The organism is Erythrobacter litoralis, from assembly GCF_001719165.1.
GTDB classification, from domain to species: domain Bacteria; phylum Pseudomonadota; class Alphaproteobacteria; order Sphingomonadales; family Sphingomonadaceae; genus Erythrobacter; species Erythrobacter litoralis.
The window spans coordinates 1,088,495-1,107,022 of record NZ_CP017057.1; the positions used below are offsets into that span (position 1 = coordinate 1,088,495).

General features: G+C 64.9%; 19 protein-coding genes. 7 read left to right on the top strand and 12 right to left on the bottom strand.

Translation table 11 applies throughout. From position 1 onward, the window contains the following. Window positions 1-154: 154 nt before the first annotated feature. The 4 genes from Ga0102493_RS05045 to typA form a co-directional block, all read right to left on the bottom strand. Window positions 155-901: an extensin family protein gene (locus tag Ga0102493_RS05045; RefSeq protein WP_150132418.1), complete on the bottom strand. Its 747-nt coding sequence runs from the start codon at window positions 899-901 to the stop codon at window positions 155-157. A 111-nt stretch (window positions 902-1,012) separates the two neighbouring features. Further along, window positions 1,013-1,402: a VOC family protein gene (locus tag Ga0102493_RS05050; protein ID WP_034904067.1), complete on the bottom strand. Its 390-nt coding sequence runs from the start codon at window positions 1,400-1,402 to the stop codon at window positions 1,013-1,015. 102 nt (window positions 1,403-1,504) lie between these two features. Further along, on the bottom strand, window positions 1,505-2,992 hold the full coding sequence (gene putP / locus Ga0102493_RS05055; RefSeq protein WP_034904064.1) for a sodium/proline symporter PutP: 1,488 nt from the start codon (window positions 2,990-2,992) through the stop codon (window positions 1,505-1,507). 185 nt (window positions 2,993-3,177) lie between these two features. Beyond that, window positions 3,178-5,034 carry a translational GTPase TypA gene (typA, locus tag Ga0102493_RS05060; protein WP_034904062.1) on the bottom strand — a complete coding sequence of 619 codons (1,857 nt, stop codon included), beginning with the start codon at window positions 5,032-5,034 and terminating at the stop codon, window positions 3,178-3,180. Between the two features lie 320 nt (window positions 5,035-5,354). Here typA and Ga0102493_RS05065 point away from each other — a divergent pair, with 320 nt between their 5' ends. After that, window positions 5,355-8,111, top strand: coding sequence for a TonB-dependent receptor (locus tag Ga0102493_RS05065; RefSeq protein WP_034904059.1), 2,757 nt, complete (start codon window positions 5,355-5,357; stop codon window positions 8,109-8,111). Window positions 8,112-8,257: 146 nt separating this feature from the next. Beyond that, window positions 8,258-8,722, top strand: a complete 465-nt coding sequence (locus Ga0102493_RS05070) for an RDD family protein (protein ID WP_034904057.1) — start codon at window positions 8,258-8,260, stop codon at window positions 8,720-8,722. Window positions 8,723-8,724: 2 nt separating this feature from the next. Here Ga0102493_RS05070 and Ga0102493_RS05075 read toward each other — a convergent pair whose 3' ends face one another. Next, a complete protein-coding gene (locus Ga0102493_RS05075) occupies window positions 8,725-11,274 on the bottom strand; it encodes an ABC transporter permease (protein ID WP_034904055.1) in 2,550 nt (849 codons plus the stop codon). Then, entirely contained in the window at window positions 11,271-11,981 is a 711-nt protein-coding gene (locus Ga0102493_RS05080) for an ABC transporter ATP-binding protein (RefSeq protein WP_034904053.1), read from the bottom strand. The genes Ga0102493_RS05075 and Ga0102493_RS05080 overlap by 4 nt, the downstream gene beginning before the upstream one ends. 92 nt (window positions 11,982-12,073) lie before the next feature. Here Ga0102493_RS05080 and Ga0102493_RS05085 point away from each other — a divergent pair, with 92 nt between their 5' ends. Then, a complete protein-coding gene (locus tag Ga0102493_RS05085) occupies window positions 12,074-12,775 on the top strand; it encodes an arylesterase (protein WP_236922300.1) in 702 nt (233 codons plus the stop codon). Here Ga0102493_RS05085 and recF read toward each other — a convergent pair. After that, window positions 12,772-13,872: a DNA replication/repair protein RecF gene (recF, locus tag Ga0102493_RS05090; protein ID WP_034904050.1), complete on the bottom strand. Its 1,101-nt coding sequence runs from the start codon at window positions 13,870-13,872 to the stop codon at window positions 12,772-12,774. The genes Ga0102493_RS05085 and recF overlap by 4 nt on opposite strands. A gap of 234 nt (window positions 13,873-14,106) precedes the next feature. On the opposite strand from recF, the gene Ga0102493_RS16280 reads away from it, so the two are divergent. From Ga0102493_RS16280 to Ga0102493_RS05095, 4 genes are read left to right on the top strand one after another with little or no spacing between them, the layout of a single operon-like run. After that, the gene (locus Ga0102493_RS16280; protein WP_194294725.1) at window positions 14,107-14,217 is read left to right on the top strand and encodes an enoyl-CoA hydratase; all 111 of its coding nucleotides are present in this window, start codon (window positions 14,107-14,109) and stop codon (window positions 14,215-14,217) included. 21 nt (window positions 14,218-14,238) lie between these two features. After that, the gene (locus Ga0102493_RS16285; protein WP_236922301.1) at window positions 14,239-14,367 is read left to right on the top strand and encodes an enoyl-CoA hydratase; all 129 of its coding nucleotides are present in this window, start codon (window positions 14,239-14,241) and stop codon (window positions 14,365-14,367) included. Between the two features lie 53 nt (window positions 14,368-14,420). Further along, complete coding sequence (locus tag Ga0102493_RS16120) at window positions 14,421-14,567, top strand: hypothetical protein (protein ID WP_161490043.1); 147 nt, start codon at window positions 14,421-14,423, stop codon at window positions 14,565-14,567. Then, entirely contained in the window at window positions 14,564-14,773 is a 210-nt protein-coding gene (locus tag Ga0102493_RS05095; RefSeq protein ID WP_034904048.1) for a PspC domain-containing protein, read from the top strand. Before Ga0102493_RS16120 ends, Ga0102493_RS05095 begins: the two co-directional genes overlap by 4 nt. 102 nt (window positions 14,774-14,875) lie before the next feature. Here the strand turns inward: Ga0102493_RS05095 and Ga0102493_RS05100 are convergent, their stop codons facing one another. From Ga0102493_RS05100 to Ga0102493_RS05120, 5 genes are read right to left on the bottom strand one after another with little or no spacing between them, the layout of a single operon-like run. After that, a complete protein-coding gene (locus Ga0102493_RS05100; RefSeq protein ID WP_034904046.1) occupies window positions 14,876-15,658 on the bottom strand; it encodes an SDR family oxidoreductase in 783 nt (260 codons plus the stop codon). After that, window positions 15,655-16,254 (bottom strand): NUDIX hydrolase, encoded by a 600-nt coding sequence (locus Ga0102493_RS05105; RefSeq protein WP_051697996.1) that lies wholly within the window; start codon window positions 16,252-16,254, stop codon window positions 15,655-15,657. Before Ga0102493_RS05105 ends, Ga0102493_RS05100 begins: the two co-directional genes overlap by 4 nt. 11 nt (window positions 16,255-16,265) lie before the next feature. Continuing rightward, the gene (locus Ga0102493_RS05110; protein ID WP_034904043.1) at window positions 16,266-16,940 is read right to left on the bottom strand and encodes a TPM domain-containing protein; all 675 of its coding nucleotides are present in this window, start codon (window positions 16,938-16,940) and stop codon (window positions 16,266-16,268) included. Window positions 16,941-16,942: 2 nt separating this feature from the next. Then, window positions 16,943-17,815 carry a TPM domain-containing protein gene (locus tag Ga0102493_RS05115; RefSeq protein ID WP_181443739.1) on the bottom strand — a complete coding sequence of 291 codons (873 nt, stop codon included), beginning with the start codon at window positions 17,813-17,815 and terminating at the stop codon, window positions 16,943-16,945. Window positions 17,816-17,822: 7 nt separating this feature from the next. Next, entirely contained in the window at window positions 17,823-18,425 is a 603-nt protein-coding gene (locus Ga0102493_RS05120; protein ID WP_034904041.1) for a LemA family protein, read from the bottom strand. Between the last annotated feature and the right edge of the window lie 103 nt (window positions 18,426-18,528).

The window sequence follows — 18,528 nt, forward strand, 5'->3', positions numbered from 1 at the left end:
CGGGCGTTCTTCCCGAGCGGGCGGATAGGTGTAGTGATCGAAGGATGGGCGCCGTTTGCGCGCCGGTGCATCCGACTTGGGGTCGAAGGCGGAATTGCCGACCGGCATAGCCCGCCGCCTTCATCCCAGGGCGGCTGGCCTTTTGGCCGGAAGCCTAGCGGCAGAAGCGGGGGCCGGTTCCTTCAAGGTGGAAATGGTCGCGATGGGCGGCGTTGTATTCCGGGCCAAGCACCGTGCCGAACCTCTTGCAGGCGCTGCGGTGGACGATCCTCAGGAATTCGCGCTCGGCGGCCGTTCCGCCGTCCCAGTCGCGGTCCAGCACGATCCTGCGGCCATCCTCCAGCACGAATCCCGAAACGTCGATCGCCTCGGCCCGGGCGTGGGCCGAACGGCGATCGGTGCCCGCGACATTGCGGCAGGCATAGCTACCCATGGTTTCGATCCGGGCGAGTGGACTGCCAAGAATCTGCCGGGCAGCGCGGTCGACGCCGAACCGCGCCCATTCGCTGAATGCCTTGGCAGTCCCGCACTTAACGGGCCCAAGATTGCTGACACTCAAAAGGCCGTCGTCGCCCGACAGCGCCGAAAGGCGGACGGTTCCGAGCTGATGGCAACCGGGGCCGGCATAGGTATCTGGCAGAGGGTCGAAACGGGTCCCCGTCTCTCCCAGATCGGCAAGGCAGCCCGCCGCCTCTCCCTCACTGCGATAGCCGCGCGGGGTCGAGGCCAGCCGGTTCGAGGACCGATCGATGGGGGAAGGTGACCTGGCGCGTGATGGCCCGCTCTTGGCGCCGTAAGCGGCACCGCCTGGCGACGGTACCAGAGATCCGCATCCGGCAAGGGCCAATGCACAGAGCGCGACCGCCATCGTCCGGGTCAGGGTTACCTTGCGATTCATCATTAAAAACTATCGCCCAGATGAGCTTAATGTAGGCCGAAGGGGCATCGTTAATGCCCGCGTTACCATTTCTCGCGTCTTCGGCGCTGCGGTCTGCGACGAGGTGGGATGGATTCAGGGCAGCCGGTCCTCGACCTGCTCCCACAGTTCGATCTTCACCCCGTTCGGGTCGAGTATCCAGGCGAACTTGCCGTAACCCTCGTCCGCCTTGTCGAGAACTTTCACCTTCGCCTTTTCCAGCTTCTTGAGGAAGCCGTCGAGATCGTGAACCCTTAGGTTGATCATGAACCCATTCTTTCCCGGCTTAATGTAGCTGTCGTCCTCGAAATGGCTGATCAGTGAATAGGGATGCGCCATCGGTTCGGCCTCCCAGTCGAATTGCGGCCCATAGGGCCCGTCGACCCCCAGCACCTCGCGGTACCATTCGCGCGTCGCCGCGGGATCCTTAACCCGGTAGAACACGCCGCCAAGGCCCGTCACACGCGCTTCGCCCTTATCGCTCATCCTTTCCTCCCGTCTTGTCCGTGGAGGAGAGAGTGCATGACGGATGGCTGCTTGGGAAGGGCGCGTTGCGGCCCGGCCCGACAGGCGCCCGGGACACAGGTGCTATTCGGCCGGGGCCCGGGCGCGGGTTTCGGCGCTTTGCGTGGTCGCCTTGCTGACCGCGACAATCGCGATCCATGCGGCGATGAAGCCGGGAACGATCTCGTACAGGCCTTCGCCACCAAGGAAACTCGCATTCCATTCCAGCGCGATCCATGTGCCCGCGACCACGGCGCCCGTGACGAGACCGGCGACCGCGCCTGCTCCTGTCATCCCGCGCCACGTAAGGGCAAGGATGACGAGCGGACCGAAAGCGGCACCGAACCCGGCCCAGGCATTGGCGACTAGGCCGAGCACCTCGCTGGTCGGGTCGCTGGCGATGACGATGGCCGCTACCGCGACCAGCGCAACGCAGATCCGGCCGACGTTCACCGCCTCCCGCTCGCTCGCATTCTTGCGCAGGAAAAGGCGGTAGAAATCCTCGGTCAGGGACGAGGACGAGACAAGAAGTTGTGAGGAAATCGTGCTCATGATCGCGGCAAGAAGCGCTGCAAACAGGAAGCCCGTCACGGCCGGGTGGAACAACAGGTCGGCGAGGACGATGAAGATCGTCTCGGGATCGTCGACCACCAGCCCGTTGCGCTCCGCATAGGCTCGCCCGGCCAATCCCATGCCGAGCGCGCCTGCCAGCGAGATGCCCATCCAGGTCAGCCCGACATTGCGCGCGGTCTTGACCTTCTCGACCGTATCGATCGCCATGAATCGCACGATGATGTGGGGCTGTCCGAAATAGCCGAGTCCCCATGTCACCGCGCTGATGAAGCCGAGGAAGGTGAGCCCCTCGGTAAGACTGAGGAAGCCTTCAACCGGCACTTCGGAAAGCGATTCGCCTCCATCGCCGCCGCTGCCGAACATCACCACGAGCGGCATGACGACAAGCGCGACCATCATGATCACGCCCTGTACGAAATCGGTCAGGCTGACCGCGAGAAATCCGCCGATCATCGTGTAGGCGAGCACGATGCCGGCCGTGATGACGATCCCGAGCATGTAGTCGCTCATGCCGACATTCGGCAGCAGCCCGGCAAAGGCGGTCTCGAACAGCTTGCCTCCGCCGACCAGTCCCGCAGCGGTGTAGACGGTGAAGAAGACCACGATCACGATCGCCGAGACGACGCGCAGGGTAGTGCCCTGGCTCGGGAAGCGATTGGCGAGGAATTGCGGAATTGTCAGCGCATTGCCGTAGCTCTCGGTCTGTTCGCGCAGGCGCGGGGCGACGATGATCCAGTTGGCGACAGCGCCGAGGAAGAGACCGATCCCGATCCACGCCTCGACCAGCCCTGCGGCATAGAGCGCGCCCGGCAGGCCCAGCAGCAGCCAGCCCGACATGTCGGAAGCGCCTGCCGACAGCGCGGCGACAGCGGGGGGCAGGTTGCGTCCGGCGAGCAGATAGCCTTCCGAATCCTCGGTCGATTTCTTCCACGCGTAGAGGCCGATGCCGAGCATCGCGATGAAATAGACGGCGAGTGAAGCGAGCGTTGCGGTTTCCATGTTGCAGGTGCGTAACAAGCCCGCTGCGTCATGGCCACAGCAGCAGTCAAATTCGCAAGGATTGCCAACAGGGACCGGCAAGACGCTGAAAATGTTTCACAGCGCACCCCTTTCGGGAAACTATGCTGCGCCTGCGAAGAGATGCTCCGTGGCCTAGGCGGGACGGCCCGAGCGGCGAAGGTGCCTCAGGCGTCCTTCTTGCGGCGCGCCTTCTTGCGTTCGTGCGGGTCGAGGATCGCCTTCCTCAGCCGGATCGATTTCGGCGTCACTTCGACCATTTCGTCGTCGTCGATATAGGCGATCGCCTGCTCGAGGCTCATCCGGCGCGGCGGGGTAAGGCGGATCGCATCGTCCTTGCCGGAGCTGCGGATATTGGTGAGCTGCTTCGACTTCAGCGGGTTGACCTCGAGGTCGTCGGGCTTGGCGTTTTCGCCGATCACCATGCCTTCGTAGATCCGCGTCTGCGGCGCGATGAACAATTCGCCGCGTTCCTCGAGCGCATTGAGAGCATAGGCCACGGCCTCGCCGTCGCTGTTCGAGATGAGCACGCCGTTGATCCGGCCCTCGATGGGGCCCTTGTAGGGGCCGTATTTTTCGAACAACCGGTTCATGATCCCCGTCCCTCGCGTGTCGGACAGGAATTCGCCGTGATAGCCGATCAGCCCGCGTGACGGCGCGGAGAAGGTGATGCGGGTCTTGCCCTGCCCCGAGGGGCGCATTTCGGTGAGGTCGGCCTTGCGGCGCTGCATCTTCTCGACGACCGTGCCGGAATGTTCGTCGTCGACGTCGATGACGACGGTCTCATAGGGCTCCATGCGTTGCCCGTCTTCCTCGCGGAACAGCACGCGGGGGCGGGAAATGCCCAGTTCAAAACCTTCGCGGCGCATCGTCTCGATGACGACGCCCAATTGCAATTCGCCGCGCCCGGCGACTTCGAAACTGTCCTTGTCCTCGCTCTCTGTGACGCGGATCGCGACATTGGTCTCGGCCTCGCGCATCAAGCGGTCGCGAATGAGGCGGCTCGTCACCTTGTCGCCCTCACGTCCGGCAAGCGGGCTGTCATTGACCGCAAAGCGCATGGCGAGCGTCGGAGGATCGATCGGCTGGGCAGCGATCGGCTCGCTCACTGCCGGATCGGCGATCGTGTTCGCGACGGTCGCCTTCTCCAGCCCCGCAAGGGCGATGATGTCGCCGGCTTTCGCGCTCTCGACCGGGACGCGTTCGAGCCCGCGGAAGGAAAGCAGCTTGGTCGCGCGGCCCGTTTCGACGACATTGCCTTCGCGGTCGATCGCGTGGATCGGATCGTTGACCTTGATCGTGCCCGACTGGACCCGGCCGGTCAGCACGCGGCCCATGAAATTGTCCCGGTCGAGCAAGGTCGCAAGGAAGCTGAACTTGCCGCCGGTATCGAGATCGGGCGCGGGGACGTGGCTCACGATCAGCTCGAACAGCGGCTCGAGGCTGCCTTCGCGAGCATTCTCGTCCGGGCTCGCATATCCATCGCGCCCGCTCGCGAAAAGCGAGGGGAAGTCGAGCTGTTCGTCGGAGGCATCGAGGCTGGCGAAAAGATCGAAGACCTCGTCGAGCACTTCCTGCGGGCGGCCGTCGGGCCGGTCGATCTTGTTGACGATGACGATGGGCTTGAGGCCGAGAGCGAGCGCCTTGCCGGTCACGAACTTTGTCTGCGGCATCGCGCCTTCGGCGCTGTCGACCAGCAGGATGACACCGTCGACCATGCTGAGAATGCGCTCGACCTCAGCCCCGAAATCGGCGTGGCCGGGCGTGTCGACGATGTTGATCTGGGTGGTCTCGCCGCCGCCCTTCGGCGTCCATTCGACGCTGGTGCACTTGGCGAGGATGGTGATCCCGCGTTCCTTTTCGAGATCGCCCGAATCCATTGCGCGTTCGTCCACACGCTGGTTCTCGCGGAACGTGCCGGACTGGCGAAACAGCTGGTCCACGAGCGTCGTCTTGCCGTGGTCGACATGGGCGATGATCGCCACGTTCCTGAGGGACCGGGGGCCGGTGGGAGAGGCGGACATGGAAATGGGCTTTCGAAGAGGGTCTGGAGGCGGGCCGGCCTGCTGTCATGCGCTGGCCTTGCCCTTGTTCGCGCGCCTTAGGCAGCGCACGGGGCAAAAGCAAACGAAACCGGGCTGGCGCCGTGATGCGCCGCGCATGGAAAAGTGTGACTCGCCTGCAACAATTTCCCGATTTGCCCGGGGAAGTGAAGGCGTTCCTGCTTGTCGCGACACCCGTGCTCGCCTATCAGCCTTGCCCATCAGCTCGGCGGAAGCGCGGTTTGGGACGCGTATTCCAGCAACAGGCCGGGCCTGAGAGGGTTCAAGAGAGAGGAACTTCCATGCGTTCGATCATGTCCGGCTCTGCCGGTTCGTACCGATTCACCCTGCTTGCAGGCGCCGCTGCCTTCGCGATGGGCGCGCACGGCGCGGCAAATGCGCAGGATGTGCCCGATTCCGACGATGCCGACGAGCTCATTCTGGAGGACGACGTCCCCAGCGCACCGGAGTCAAACAACCAGATCATCGTGACCGCTTCCAAGCGCGAACAGACCCTTCAGGAAGTGCCCATCTCGGTCTCAGTGACCAGCGGCGAAACGCTCGAGGCTGCGCAGATCCGCGACGTGCTCGATCTCCAGACAGTGACTCCCTCGCTGCGCGTGAGCCAGCTCCAGACCTCGTCAGCTTCGACCTTCATCATTCGCGGCTTCGGCAATGGCGACAACAATTTCGGCGTCGAGCCGTCGGTTGGCGTGTTCATCGACGGCGTGTTCCGCTCGCGCTCCGCGTCCGCCCTCAATGATCTTGCCAACGTCCAGCGGATCGAGGTCCTGAACGGCCCGCAATCGACCCTTTTCGGCAAGAACGCGAGCGCGGGCGTGATTTCCGTCGTTACGCGTGAGCCGCAGTTCGATTTCGGCGGCAACATCGAAGCGGTCTATGGCAACTTCAATCAGGTCTTCCTGCGCGGCGACATTACCGGTCCGATCACCGACAGCATCGCCTTCTCGCTCGACGGCAGCTATCAGCAGCGCGACGGCTTCGGCGAGATCGTGAATCTCAACGAGGAAATCAACGATCGCAACCGTTACAGCCTTCGTGGCCAGTTGCTGATCGAGCCGACGACCGACCTCAAGATCCGCCTCATCGCCGACTATGCCAATATCGATGAGGTGTGCTGCCAGACGGGCAATCTCGAGATCGGCCCGACCACGCGCGACGCGATCACTGCCGTGGGCGGACAGTTCGGCACGGACTTCTTCGCGGATGAAAACTTCCTCAATGTCGTTCCTCGCAATCGCAACGAGAACTACGGCTTTTCGGGCCAGATCGACTGGGATCTCGGAAACATCTCCGTCACCTCGATCACAGCTTATCGCGAGCTGCGCAATTCCTTCGCGCAGGACGTTGACTTCACAAGCGCCGACCTCACCACTGAATCGCGCGACCAGTCTGTCGATACCTTCACCCAGGAATTCCGGATCACGTCGAATTTCGACGGGCCTCTCAACTTCCTTCTGGGCGGGTATTATTTCGACGAGCAGATCGAGCAGGATAGCTCGCTCTCGATCGGAGAGGATTTCCGCGACTTTGCCGCATTCAGCGCAGTCAGCGGAGGCTTTTACAACAGCCCGGATCCCACGTCGCCGCAAAGTCGCCTGAATTCCGGTGCGCTCGTACCCGGCCTCACGCCCGCACAGCAGATCGGGGCCGGCGAGGCCTTGCTCGCACAGGTCGATCAGCAGCTTGGCCTGCCCGTTGGCAGCGTGCTGGGCGGCGATTTCCTGAGCCGCGAACGCTTTACGCTCGACAACCGGTCATGGTCGGTCTTCGGCACGGTCGATTTCGAGCCGGTCGATGGTCTCGTTTTCACCGCGGGGTTCAACTACACCGACGACCGCAAGGACTTCGCGATCCAGACGACCCCGGGCGATCCGCTGTCAACCTTCAACGTGATTGACCAGTTCATCACCCAGGCGACCGCGCTCAACCCGGGATTGCCGACAATTACCTCGAGAGAGCAGTTCCAGGCCCTGCCGGCTGCGGTTCAGCAGCAGCTCCAGGCCGCAGCGCTTGATCCCTTGCAGAATCCGCTGCTTCCGCTTGCGGATCTGCAGTTCCAGACAGGCTTTCTTGATGTGCCGAACCCGGTCGAACCGGGCCGGACGCGCGACGATGATTTCACTTACATCCTGCGCGCTGCCTATCAGGTGACCCCCGAACTCAACGTATACGCGAGTTATGCGACGGGCTTTAAGGCGAGCTCGGTGAACCTGTCGCGCGACAGTCGCCCGCCCGCCATCCTGTTCGAGCCGGGGGTCGGTCCGCGTCCCGCGCCCGACGGGAGCAACAATTTCCGCGGATCGACCTTCCTCGCGCCGGACTCACCGATCATCGATGCCGGAATCGCCACCCCCAACCTCAGCAACGGGACGCGTGTCGCCGACCCGGAAGAGGCGACGGTCTACGAGATCGGGATGAAGGGGCAGTGGGACGGCTTCGGCTTCAACCTCGCGGTGTTCGACCAGACGATCGAAAACTTCCAGGCGTTCATCTTCACCGGGCTCGGCTTCACGCTGCTCAATGCGGGCGAACAATCTGTTCGCGGCTTCGAATTCGACGCTACTGCGAACCCGACAGACGGGCTCGTGCTGACGTTCGCGGTCACCCATCTCGATCCGCTGTTCGATAGCTTCCCGAACCCGGTCTTGGGCGACCTTACAGGTCAGCGCCCCGGCGGTATTCCGGCCTGGGCGATCGCCACTTCGGCGACCTACACCCATGAATTCGACAGCGGTTCGCGGATCATCACGCGCGTGGACTACAACCACGAAAGCAATACGAACGTGAACAACGGCCTGCCCACGTTCAACTTCGCCCGCGGTGAGACGGAAATCTTCCGACGAGAGGTCAACACGGTGAACGCATCGACGACACTCGCTTTGAACAACGGCCTCGAAATCGGGGCTTTCGTTCGGAACCTGTTCGACGATCGCTGGATCCTGACGGTCGCAGACGGTGTGGCCCAGTCCGGTACGGTGTTTGGCTATCCCAGCCCGCCGCGCACCTATGGCGGAGTGGTTCGCTTCCGCTTCTGATTCCTCGTCTTCCCTGAAGGGCAATGAAAGGGCTCCGTGCTCCGCTGCACGGGGCCCTTTTCTTTGGGATCTGCAAGTATTGCAGTTGAATTATGCGATGCCAGCGTCATGCTAGGCATCAAAGAGCGGGGCATGTCGCCCAGCCTATGGGGGACAATTCGACCATGGATTATGCCGGTTTCTGGATTCGCGTTCTTGCCTATCTGATCGACGCGGTAATCCTCAGCGTCGTCGGAATGCTGCTTGCACTGCTCTCCGGCGGGGCGATCATCGACATCGAAGCGCAGGAAACGCTCGGCATCACCGATTTTCTCGGCCTCATCATCGGTCTTGCCTATTTCATCGGCTTCGAAGCTTCGGAAATGCAGGCGACGCCGGGCAAGAAGGCCCTTGGCCTGATCGTCACGGACATGCAGGGGCAACGCATATCCTATGCACGGGCGGCGGGGCGCTATTTCGGCAAGATCCTGTCGGGCCTCATCCTGCTGATCGGCTACATCATGGTGGCCTTTACCGAAAAGAAGCAGGGGCTGCACGATCTGCTTGCTTCGACACTCGTGGTGAAGGGGCAGCCGGGAATGGTCGGCTACGACCCGAGCGTCTTCGAATAGTATCAGAGTTCGCGCAGGGCGCGGGCCGGTTTCGCTCGCAGGAGCGGGAGCGAACCGCCCAGCGCGAAGGCCAGCACCATGACGAGGCCGAGGCCGAGCACGCCCAGCACCGCGCCCCAGTCGGGCAGCCAGTCGAATTCGAACAATTGGGTGATGACCACCCAGCCGAGCAGGCTGCCTAGCCCGAGCGCCACGAAAGCGAGCGCGGCGGCGATCAGGCCGTATTCAGCGAGCTGCATCAGCAGGATCTGCTTACGGCTTGCCCCGAGAACCCTCAGCACGACAGTGTCATAGGTGCGCGAAGCGCGCGCGGCAGCGATTGCGCCCATCAGCACGGCTAACCCGGCGAGGACCGCGACCGCCGCCGCGGCGAGCGTTGCGAGGCCGACCTGACGCAGGATCGTGCGCGCCTCGCCCAGCACTTCGCCGACCTCGACCACCGAAGAGGAAGGAAATTCGCGCACCAGCGCCCGCAGCAGCTGGCCGCGCGCCTCGCGGTTCGGTCCCGAACCGGCATCGTCCGGCAGGTCGATCGTGGCGGCGAGATTGTGCGGCGCATCGCTGATCGCGTTGCGGCTGAAGACGATCAGGAAATTGAATCCCATGCTCTCCCAGTCGATTTCGCGCAGGTTCGCGATACGTGCGGTCCGTTCGACGCCGAGGATACCGACAGTGAGGTAATCGCCCACATCGAGATCGAGCGCGCGTGCAAACTCGGCATCGATCGAGACGAGCGGTTCGCCCGAATGCATCGGGCTCCACCATTCGCCTTCGACCACGCGGTTGCCCTGCGGCAGGCGGTCGGCGTAGGTGAGGCCCCGCTCGCCGCGCAGGCCCCACGCGCCTTCGGGCAATTCCTCGAGCTCGGACACGCGCACCATGTCGCCCTCGGGCCCATAGGCGAGCACAGCGCCGCGCAGGGTCGGGACCAGGCGCAGGCCGGCTTCGGGAAAACGCTCCTCCACCAGTTCGATGAAGCGCGCCTCTTTGGCCACGGGCACGTCGAGCACGAAATAGTCCGGCGCTTCGCGTGGCACGCGGCTGTCGATATTGCCCTCGATCGCAGTCTGGATCGCGGCCAGCAGCACGAAGGCGGCCAACCCGAAGCCGAGCGCGGTCACGAGGGCGCCGGTCGGTGCGCCGGGGCGGTGGATATTGGCAAGCGCGCTTCTGAGGATCGGATTGGAAGGGCGCGGCAACCGGCGTGCGGCGGCCTGGATAGCGAAGCCAAGCCCGGCGAGCAGGGCGAGCGCCACGCCCGCCCCGGCCAGGAATCCGGCGGACAGACGCGGCTCGGCCGTGGTGAGAAGCGCGAGCGCGCAGATCGCGGCCAATCCCGCCGCGGTCACGCCGAGCGCACGGCGGTCGCGCGAAAGCGGCGTGACGCGCGAGCGCATCAGCGCCATGGCCGGGAAACTGCGCGCACGCAGCAACGGCGCCGCGGCGAAGGCAAACGCGACGAGCAAGCCATAGGAACCAGCAAGCAGGAGCGGCGCCGGCTCGATGATGAAGCCGCTTTGCACCGGCAGCAGCCCTTCGAGAGCCGCTCCCAGTAGCGGTGTGACGAGCACGCCCACTGCCAGCCCCGCAAGGCTGCCGACGAGCGCAGCGAAAGCCACCTGCAAGGCATAGATCCGCACGATGTCGCGCGAGGATGCGCCCAGCACCTTGAAGGTGGCGATGCTGGTGCGGCGCTGGTCGAGATACGAGGAAACGCCGCCCGCGATGCCGATACCCGCGATGACGAGCGCTGCGAGCCCGACCAGCGTGAGAAAATCGCTCATCTGCGCGACGAACCGATCCGCTCCGGGCGAGGCGCGGTCGCGGGTGCGGAAATCAAAGCCGGCATTGGGGAAGGCTTCGGTCAGCGATTCCTCGACGGCTTCGGGATCGCTGCCCTGATCGGCGAAGGCGACGCGGTACTTGCTCTGGTAGAGCGCGCCCGGTTGCAGGAGCCCCGCGCGCCCGGGCACGTCCTCGGCAACGATGACGGTCGGCCCGAGCTGGAAACCCTCGGACAACCTGTCAGGCTCGTTCTCGATCACGCCTGCGACGGTCAGTTCGACGGTGCCGATGGTGAAGGTGTCGCCGGTTTCGATATCGAGCCGGTCCATCGCTCCGCGCGCAAGCCATGCCCGATTGCCCGACGGCGCGCCCGCTTCGCGGCCCTCTTCCAACGTGAGCGTGCCGTAGAGCGGCCAGCGCGCGTCCACCGCCTTCAGTTCGACCGGCGCCGCATTCTCTCCGGCGCTCGCCATCGCCTGCAGCCTCGTGCCGCCCGAAATCGTGCCGTATTCCCCAAGGGCGGCCTTTTCCTCTTCCGAAAGATCGCGCTGCCAGACCTCGATTTCGAGATCTCCGCCGAGCAATTCCTGCCCGCTCGCCGCCAGTTCTCGTTCGATCGCGGCGGTCAGCGTGCCGATCGCGGCAAGCGCCGCCGTGCCGAGAAAGATGCAGACCAGCAGCAGGCGCAGCCCCTTGAAGCGCGCGTTGAGATCGCGCCGGGCGATCCGCCATGCCGCGCCCCAGGAGAGGCCTGCCGCCTCGTTCACGCCGCTTTGCCTTTCGCGGCGGCTTTGGTGTCGGAGACGATCACTCCGTCGGCCATCGTCAGTACCCGCTCGCAGCGTTTCGCGAGCGCTTCGTCATGGGTGATGATGAGCAGCGTCGCGCCGGTTTCCGCGCGGCGGGCAAGGAGCAGGTCGATGATTTCCTCGCCGGTTGCCACGTCCAGATTTCCGGTCGGTTCGTCGGCGAAAATCAGTTCCGGGCGCGGCGCAGTGGCGCGGGCGATCGCGACGCGCTGCTGTTCGCCGCCCGAAAGCTGGGTCGGGTAATGGCCGGTTCGATGGCCGAGCCCGACCGCTTCGAGTTCGGCAATCGCCCGCTCGCGCGCGTCGTGCGCCCCGGCGAGTTCCATCGGAGTCGCGACATTTTCCGCTGCGGTCATGGTGGGGAGCAGGTGGAAGGCCTGGAGCACGATCCCGATCCTTCCCCGGCGCGCGGCGGCAAGGCCGTCTTCGCCCAATGCGGTGTAATCGGCCCCGGCAACGGTGAGGCTTCCGCCGCTCGCCCGCTCCAGTCCGGACAGAACCGCCATCAGCGAGCTCTTGCCCGACCCCGAGGGGCCGAGCAGCGCGACGACCTCTCCGCGCGCGATGTCGAGATCGATGCCGCGCAGGATCTCGACCGGCTTGCGGTCGGAACCGAGTGTCAAAGTGAGATTGCGGGCGGTGAGGGCGAGGGAAGGGCTTGTCACGCGGGCTCGATGGCATAGGTGGATGGGGCACACAAGATACGCGAGGGCACGGCGGAATGATGCTTCTAAGCAGGATCGGAAGGAATGCGGGCGTGGGACTGCTGGCGCTCGCGCTCGCCGCATGCGGCGGGGACGTGGCCGAGGACACGACCGTCCCGCCTGCTTCCGGCGCAGCTCGTACGCTCGGGGCCGAGGGGCCACCCCCGATCCCGGTCATGGGGCCGGAGCGCAATATCCTCGCCTTCGGGGACAGCCTGTTCGCCGGATACGGGCTGGAAGAGGGCGAAAGCTATCCCGCCCGGCTTGAAATGGCCCTGCGTGCAAAGGGGGTGAATGCCGATATCGTCAATGCCGGCGTTTCGGGCGATACGACCGCAGCGGGACGCCTGCGGCTCGCCTTCACGCTCGACGCACAGGAGGAAAAGCCCGACCTCTTCATTCTCGAACTGGGCGGTAACGACATGCTGCGCGGGCTTTCGCCGGCCGAAACGCGCGCCAATCTTGCCGCTATGCTCGAAGAGCTCAAGCAACGTGGCATTCCCGTCCTCCTCATGGGGATGCGCGCGCCGCCCAATTACGGGCCGGATTACCAGCGTGATTTCGATGCGATCTATGCCGATCTCGCGCAGGAATACAGCGCCGACCTGGTGCCTTTCTGGCTCGAATCGATCTACGAGCAGCAAAATTTGTTCCAGGCCGACCGGATCCATCCGACAGAGCAGGGGATCGAAGAACTGGTCGAGGCGACGCTGTCGGACGTCCGCGCGGCTCTTCCCGAGACGGACGAAGGCTAGAGCGGTTCCAGCGCGCCATTCGCCACGCGCCACACCGCCGCTTCGCTCGCGATCTCGCTGAAGGGGGCGAGCTCGGTTCCCGTCATCCAGACCTGTGCACGGCCTGCCGCGAGCCGCCTGAACAGTTCGGCCCGGCGGACCGGGTCGAGGTGAGCCGCCACCTCGTCGAGCAGCAGAACGCTCGGCCGGCCCGAGGCGGCGAGGATGCCGTGGGCCAGCGTGATCGCGATCAGCATGGCTTTCTGCTCGCCCGTGGAACAGGCAGCGGCAAGCTGTCCCGGTGAGCCGTCGGGGCGCATCATCACGACTTCCAGTTCATCGCGATGCGGACCTGTCAGCGCCCGGCCGGCGGCCCGGTCCCGTGCACGTTCGCGGGCGAGAGTGGCGGCAAGCTCCTCGGGTCCGGTCGGCCCTCCGGCGCAGTAGGTGAGGATCGGCCGGGCGAAAGGCTCGGGGGGGAGGGCAGAGAGCTCCTCGCCGAGCAGTTTCACCAGCAGGGCTCGCGTTTCGGCAACTCGTGCGCCCGCTTCGGCAAGCTGCGCCTCGATCGCATCGAGCCAGCGCGGCTCCCGATTGTCCTCCAGCAGGCGATTGCGTTCGCGCAGGGCGCCCTCGAGTTGGCTTACCGCCCGCGCATGCGCAGGTTCGATCGCCAGCGCCATCCGGTCGACGAAGCGACGCCGCGCTCCCGCGCTGTCAGTGAACAGCCCGTCCATCGCCGGGGTCAGCCAGCTGACGGCGTGCCATTCGGAGAGCGCCGCAGCGCTCGCCTCGGCCCCGTTGATCCGCACCAGCCTGCGGCCTGGCTGTTCGGGCCTGGTGTAAGTGCCGAGCCGAGCGGAGACCTGCCCCTGTTCGACAAGACTTGCGCCGATGGCAAAGGGGGAGGGCGGTTCGCCGGGCCGTTCGCGCCGAGCCAGTTCCGTCAGCTGCGCGCGTCTCAACCCGCGGCCGGGCGCAAGCAGGGAAATCGCTTCCAGCACGTTGGTCTTGCCGGCCCCGTTCGCGCCCACCAGCAGATTGAAATGCGCGGTTTCCACCAGCTCGCTATGGGCGTGGTTGCGGAAATCCTGAAGGGTGATCCTAGCGAGCGGCATGGGTGTGGGCCGCGCTTACCATGGGCGCGGGCAAAGGCCATAGCGAGCTTCGCAATTACCCGATCCCAAGAGATGGGAAAATTTCCCAAGCTTTCGGTAAGATGAACGAAGCCCCTTCCGGCTGCGAGTCGTGAAAGCCCGGAATTTCGCCATTTTTCGAGTTTGGCATAGCTCCTGCAAAGTATCGGATGTCCCGAACGGGACGAGACGAAACACCAATCAAGGAGACACGAAATGTTTGCCGACACCTATGACCGCTTCGCTGCCGCCGCCTTCTCGCTGTTCGCGACGGCCGCTTTCCTCGCCTATGCGATCATCCCCGCCAGCCCCACGCTGATGGCCTGATCGCGCACCGCCAAACCCCCGATGATGAAAGACACCCTCATGTTCCGCAGCAATTTCGCAAACCAGCTCGCCGCAGCCGCCTTTTCGGTGATCCTGTCGGCCTCGTTCCTCGCCTATGCGATCGTCCCGGCCAGCCCCGGCCTCGCCTGATCGCGCCAGAGCTTGAAACGCCCCCGAAACCCCGTTCAGAAGGAAAAGGAAAAATGTACTCGTTCTTCGATCAGGCCGGATGCCGCACCCAGCGCGCTCTAGCAGTGGCCGGGTCGCTGATCATCACCGTTGTCCTGATGGCCTCGGCGATGGTGCCCGCCAGCCCTTCCACCCCCCTCATCACAGGAGCCCTCGCATGAACAAGATCACCCGCAACAATGGCGGAGGCCAGCCGGGCTTCCACCTCGACAAGCGCAATGCCAAGCTCGCCGGTGTGTGCGGCGGCATCGCGGACTACGCCAATGTCGACGTGACGATCGTCCGCATCGCCTTCGTTCTCGGGGCCTTCTTCAGCCTCGGCACGGCCGCGCTGATCTATCTCGCTATCGCGCTGATCGCCGACTGACCTCGCGGCAGGAAAAGCGGCTCCCGGTTTTCATGGGGCCGCGAGGTCGATCATCCGAAACGAAACCGGGAGGGGCCAGTTCGGCCCTCTCTTTATTGGAAATCACATTGCCGATATACCGCCGTCGAGCTTGATCTCGGCTCCGGTCATGAAGCGGCTCTCGTCGCTGGCGAGATAGACCACCGCATTGGCGATATCGTTCGGCTCGCCCACGAATCTGAGCGGGATCTGCCGCGCGAGCTTTTCCAAGAGCACGTCCTTGTCGAGCGCATGCGCCGTTGCCGTCCCGTCGAGGATCGGCGTGTCGACGAAGGTCGGATGGACCGAATTGCAGCGGATCTGCATGTTCTTCTTGGCGCAATGAAGCGCGATCGACTTGGACAGCATCCACACCGCCGCCTTGGTAGAATTGTAGGCCGGCATGGTGTCGCTGGCGATCAGGCCTGCGATGGACGAGATGTTGATGATCGAGCCGGGCGCGTGTTCGCGCATCAGCGGCAGGGCCTTCTGGCAGCCGTGGAAGATCGAATCCACATTGACCGAATAGCACCGCTTCCAGTCCTCGAACGTGCAATCCTCGATATTGCCCGCAACGCCGATCCCGGCATTGTTGACCAGCACGTTGAGGCCGCCGAGCTGTTCGCGCGCGGCATCCACGGCGGCTTCCCACTGGGCGGGGTCGGTCACGTCATGGGCGATCGCGAAAGCGGTCCCGTCGCCCATTTCGGCATTGACGATGTCGGCGGTCTCCTGCGCGCCCGCGCCGTTGATATCGGTCGCGAGCACCCGCGCGCCTTCCTGTGCGAGCCGGATGCAATGTGCCCGTCCAAGGCCCTGCGCCCCGCCGGTGACCAGGGCCAGCTTGCCCTCGCAACGTTTCGTCATGTCAGTCTCTCTCCCAGAAATCCCGGTGTCATCAGCATCGCGATGCGAACGTCGACCGCATGGCCGGCCTCGCGCCATTTCGCAACGTAATCGGCAAGCCCCGCGAGCGGCACGCGGTGGACGGTGATGCTTTCCTCGGACACGCCGCCGCCCTCGTTGACTTTGGTAAGCTCGGTCGCCCGCAGAAGCGTAAACGCCTCGGAGACCATGCCCGGCGAGGAATAGAATTCGCCGAGCACCTCGAGCCTGCCTGCGCGATAACCCGTTTCCTCCTCCAGTTCGCGCGCGGCCGCGTCGCGCGCGCCCTCGTCCTCGCTGCCGGCATCGTCGCCGACGAGCCCGGCGGGGATCTCGAGGCAGAAGCGCGAGAGGGGAACACGGTACTGGCTGACGAGGATGACGTGGCGCATGCCGTCCGCATCCTCGTCGAGCGCAAGGATCGCGGCGGCGCGGATGCCGCGGGCGCGCCCGACATACTCCCAACGGCCCCGCGTCTTGGCGGTGATGAAGCGGCCTTCCCACCGGGTTTCCTCGGGCAGGTCGGCGTCCCTGTCGCGCTCGAAACCGGCGAATCCGTCTTGATCTTCGTCCGTCATGCGGACGGGGCCTAGACTTCGATCAGCCGGTCGGGAAGCTCGTTCTCGTCGTCTTCGGCGCGCGGGAAGTGCTGAGCAAGGACGAAGCCGACATCGCGCACACCCACGGCGAGGCCTTTCGCGATGCGGCCAGCCGCTATGTGGCCCAGCATGTCGCCCATCGCCTCACCCCAGACTTCGGCGTCGACCTTTTCGGCAATCGGACGATCAGCGACAATTTCGGCGCGGTGTTCGCTCATGGAAAGGTAGATGAGGGCCCCGGTGCGGCCATGCGTACGGCCCTCGGCACCGACCTTGAACTGGCGCTGCGCCATGGCATGGACCCGCGCCGTGCGGATGGGGCCGGGCACGAGCAGCCATTTCACCGGCTCCCACAATTGCGCCGCCCAGGTCGCGGCAAAGGCGATCAGGCCGAGCGCGATCGTCATGCTGGCGAGTTCGCCGGTGGTCCATTCGTGGCTCCACCCTCCGACAAGGCCGTCCCACAGGTCGAGGAAAGGCTGGGGGAGCGCGGCGAACAGGCTCATCGCGGTGAAGGCGGCTCCGGCCGCCCATAGCAGGGCGATATCGGTGTAGCCGTCCGAACGGTCAGCGAGAACGGTCACGATTTCGCCCGAGGTCTGCATCTCCGCCTCGGCGACCGCATCGCTCACCAGCTTGTGGCCGGCTTCGTCGAGATAGGCCATTTCTACCACCCCCCGGAGGCGCCGCCGCCTCCGAATGAACCGCCGCCGCCGGAAAAGCCGCCGCCCCCGAAACCGCCGCCGCCAAAGCCGCCGCCTCCGCGCCCACCGCCCATCGCGCCGCGAGCGATTGCCGTGCCGACTTCCCACAGGATGATGTCGCGCGCGGTGCGGCCCCAGCCGCCGCCATAATCGTCATCGTCGTCGTCGCGCTTGCCCCACGGACCCTTGCCGCGCGCGCGATACTTGCGACGCTTCCCCGAGCGGATGATGGGCAGGACGAAAAAGACGAACATGAAGAGCAGCCAGAACAGCATTCCGATCGGAAAGCCGCTGTCCTTTTCGCGCGCCTCGCCCGCTTCCTTCGCGATCCGGGCCGCTTCGTCCGGGGGCAGCATCAGGACGTCGACAATCGCATCGGTCCCTGCAACGATCCCGCCTGCATAATCGCCGTCGCGAAACGCGGGCACGATTGCGTTTTCGATGATGAGCTTGGAGACGGCGTCGGTCAGCCAGCCTTCGACGCCATAGCCGCTCGCAATGTGGACGCGCCGTTCGTTCGGAGCGACGAGCAGCAGCGCCCCGTCATTGCGCTCCGCATCGCCAAGGCCCCATTCGCGCCCCAGCTGGTAGCCATAATCGGCGATGTCGTAGCCTTCGAGATCATTGACCGTCGCAACGACCAGCTGGCGCTGGGATTGCGCCTCAAGCACCTCAAGCTTCTGCGTGAGCTGCGCCTCGACGTCGGGCGGGATGATACCCGCCTGGTCGACGACGCGCCCGGTCAGCGGCGGGAATTCCTGCGCGGCGAGGGGCGCTGCAAGCAGTGCGAGCAGCGCTCCCACAAGCGCGACGACAAGGTCGGTCGAGCGGGCCACGCCCCGCTCAGTTGCTCGTCATGTCGATTTCAGGCGCGACTTCGGCGCCTTCGGTTACCGCCGAATAGGGCACCAGCGGCTCCGCGCCGTGGATGATGTTCGCGCCGATCGTGTCGGGGAAGGTGCGGATCGTCGTATTGTACTGGCGCACCGCCTCGTTGTAGTCGCGGATGGCGACCGCGATGCGGTTCTCCGTCCCTTCGAGCTGGCTCTGCAGCGCGAGGAAGTTCTGGTTCGACTGGATCTGCGGATAGGCTTCGAAACTGGCGAGCAGGCGGCCGATGCCCTGGCCGAGCTGGCCCTGCGCGGCGGCGAACTGTTCCATCTTGGCGGGGTCGTTAAGGTCGTCTGCCGTCACGTTGACGCTGGTCGCGCGGGCCCGGGCCTCGGTGACTTCGGTGAGGATGCCACGTTCGTTCTCGGCCGCGCCCTGCGCGACTTCGACGAGGTTCGGGATGAGGTTCGCCCGGCGCTGGAACTGCGCCTCGACATCGGCCCATTTCGCCTTGGCGGTTTCCTCGGCCGCCGGAACCGAATTGATCCCGCAGGCGGCAAGGCTCAGCGCGGCCATGGCGGCGAGAGCGCCCCGGAAAAGCGTGGTCAGCGTCATCGAAATCCCTCCGAAAGGCGCGCCGACCGGAAAGCGGGGCGCGCATAATGTTCCTGTATTGCGGATATAGCACACCCCTGCGCCCATTCAAGCGGGGGAAGGG

What these genes read in the sequence shown, in the direction of transcription:
- Ga0102493_RS05045 (WP_150132418.1), bottom strand. Translation starts at nt 901, where the DNA reads ATGATGAATCGCAAGGTAACCCTGACCCGGACGATGGCGGTCGCGCTC.
- Ga0102493_RS05050 (WP_034904067.1), bottom strand. Translation starts at nt 1,402, where the DNA reads ATGAGCGATAAGGGCGAAGCGCGTGTGACGGGCCTTGGCGGCGTGTTC.
- putP (WP_034904064.1), bottom strand. Translation starts at nt 2,992, where the DNA reads ATGGAAACCGCAACGCTCGCTTCACTCGCCGTCTATTTCATCGCGATG.
- typA (WP_034904062.1), bottom strand. Translation starts at nt 5,034, where the DNA reads ATGTCCGCCTCTCCCACCGGCCCCCGGTCCCTCAGGAACGTGGCGATC.
- Ga0102493_RS05065 (WP_034904059.1), top strand. Translation starts at nt 5,355, where the DNA reads ATGCGTTCGATCATGTCCGGCTCTGCCGGTTCGTACCGATTCACCCTG.
- Ga0102493_RS05070 (WP_034904057.1), top strand. Translation starts at nt 8,258, where the DNA reads ATGGGGGACAATTCGACCATGGATTATGCCGGTTTCTGGATTCGCGTT.
- recF (WP_034904050.1), bottom strand. Translation starts at nt 13,872, where the DNA reads ATGCCGCTCGCTAGGATCACCCTTCAGGATTTCCGCAACCACGCCCAT.
- Ga0102493_RS16280 (WP_194294725.1), top strand. Translation starts at nt 14,107, where the DNA reads ATGTTTGCCGACACCTATGACCGCTTCGCTGCCGCCGCCTTCTCGCTG.
- Ga0102493_RS16285 (WP_236922301.1), top strand. Translation starts at nt 14,239, where the DNA reads ATGATGAAAGACACCCTCATGTTCCGCAGCAATTTCGCAAACCAGCTC.
- Ga0102493_RS16120 (WP_161490043.1), top strand. Translation starts at nt 14,421, where the DNA reads ATGTACTCGTTCTTCGATCAGGCCGGATGCCGCACCCAGCGCGCTCTA.
- Ga0102493_RS05095 (WP_034904048.1), top strand. Translation starts at nt 14,564, where the DNA reads ATGAACAAGATCACCCGCAACAATGGCGGAGGCCAGCCGGGCTTCCAC.
- Ga0102493_RS05100 (WP_034904046.1), bottom strand. Translation starts at nt 15,658, where the DNA reads ATGACGAAACGTTGCGAGGGCAAGCTGGCCCTGGTCACCGGCGGGGCG.
- Ga0102493_RS05105 (WP_051697996.1), bottom strand. Translation starts at nt 16,254, where the DNA reads ATGACGGACGAAGATCAAGACGGATTCGCCGGTTTCGAGCGCGACAGG.
- Ga0102493_RS05110 (WP_034904043.1), bottom strand. Translation starts at nt 16,940, where the DNA reads ATGGCCTATCTCGACGAAGCCGGCCACAAGCTGGTGAGCGATGCGGTC.
- Ga0102493_RS05120 (WP_034904041.1), bottom strand. Translation starts at nt 18,425, where the DNA reads ATGACGCTGACCACGCTTTTCCGGGGCGCTCTCGCCGCCATGGCCGCG.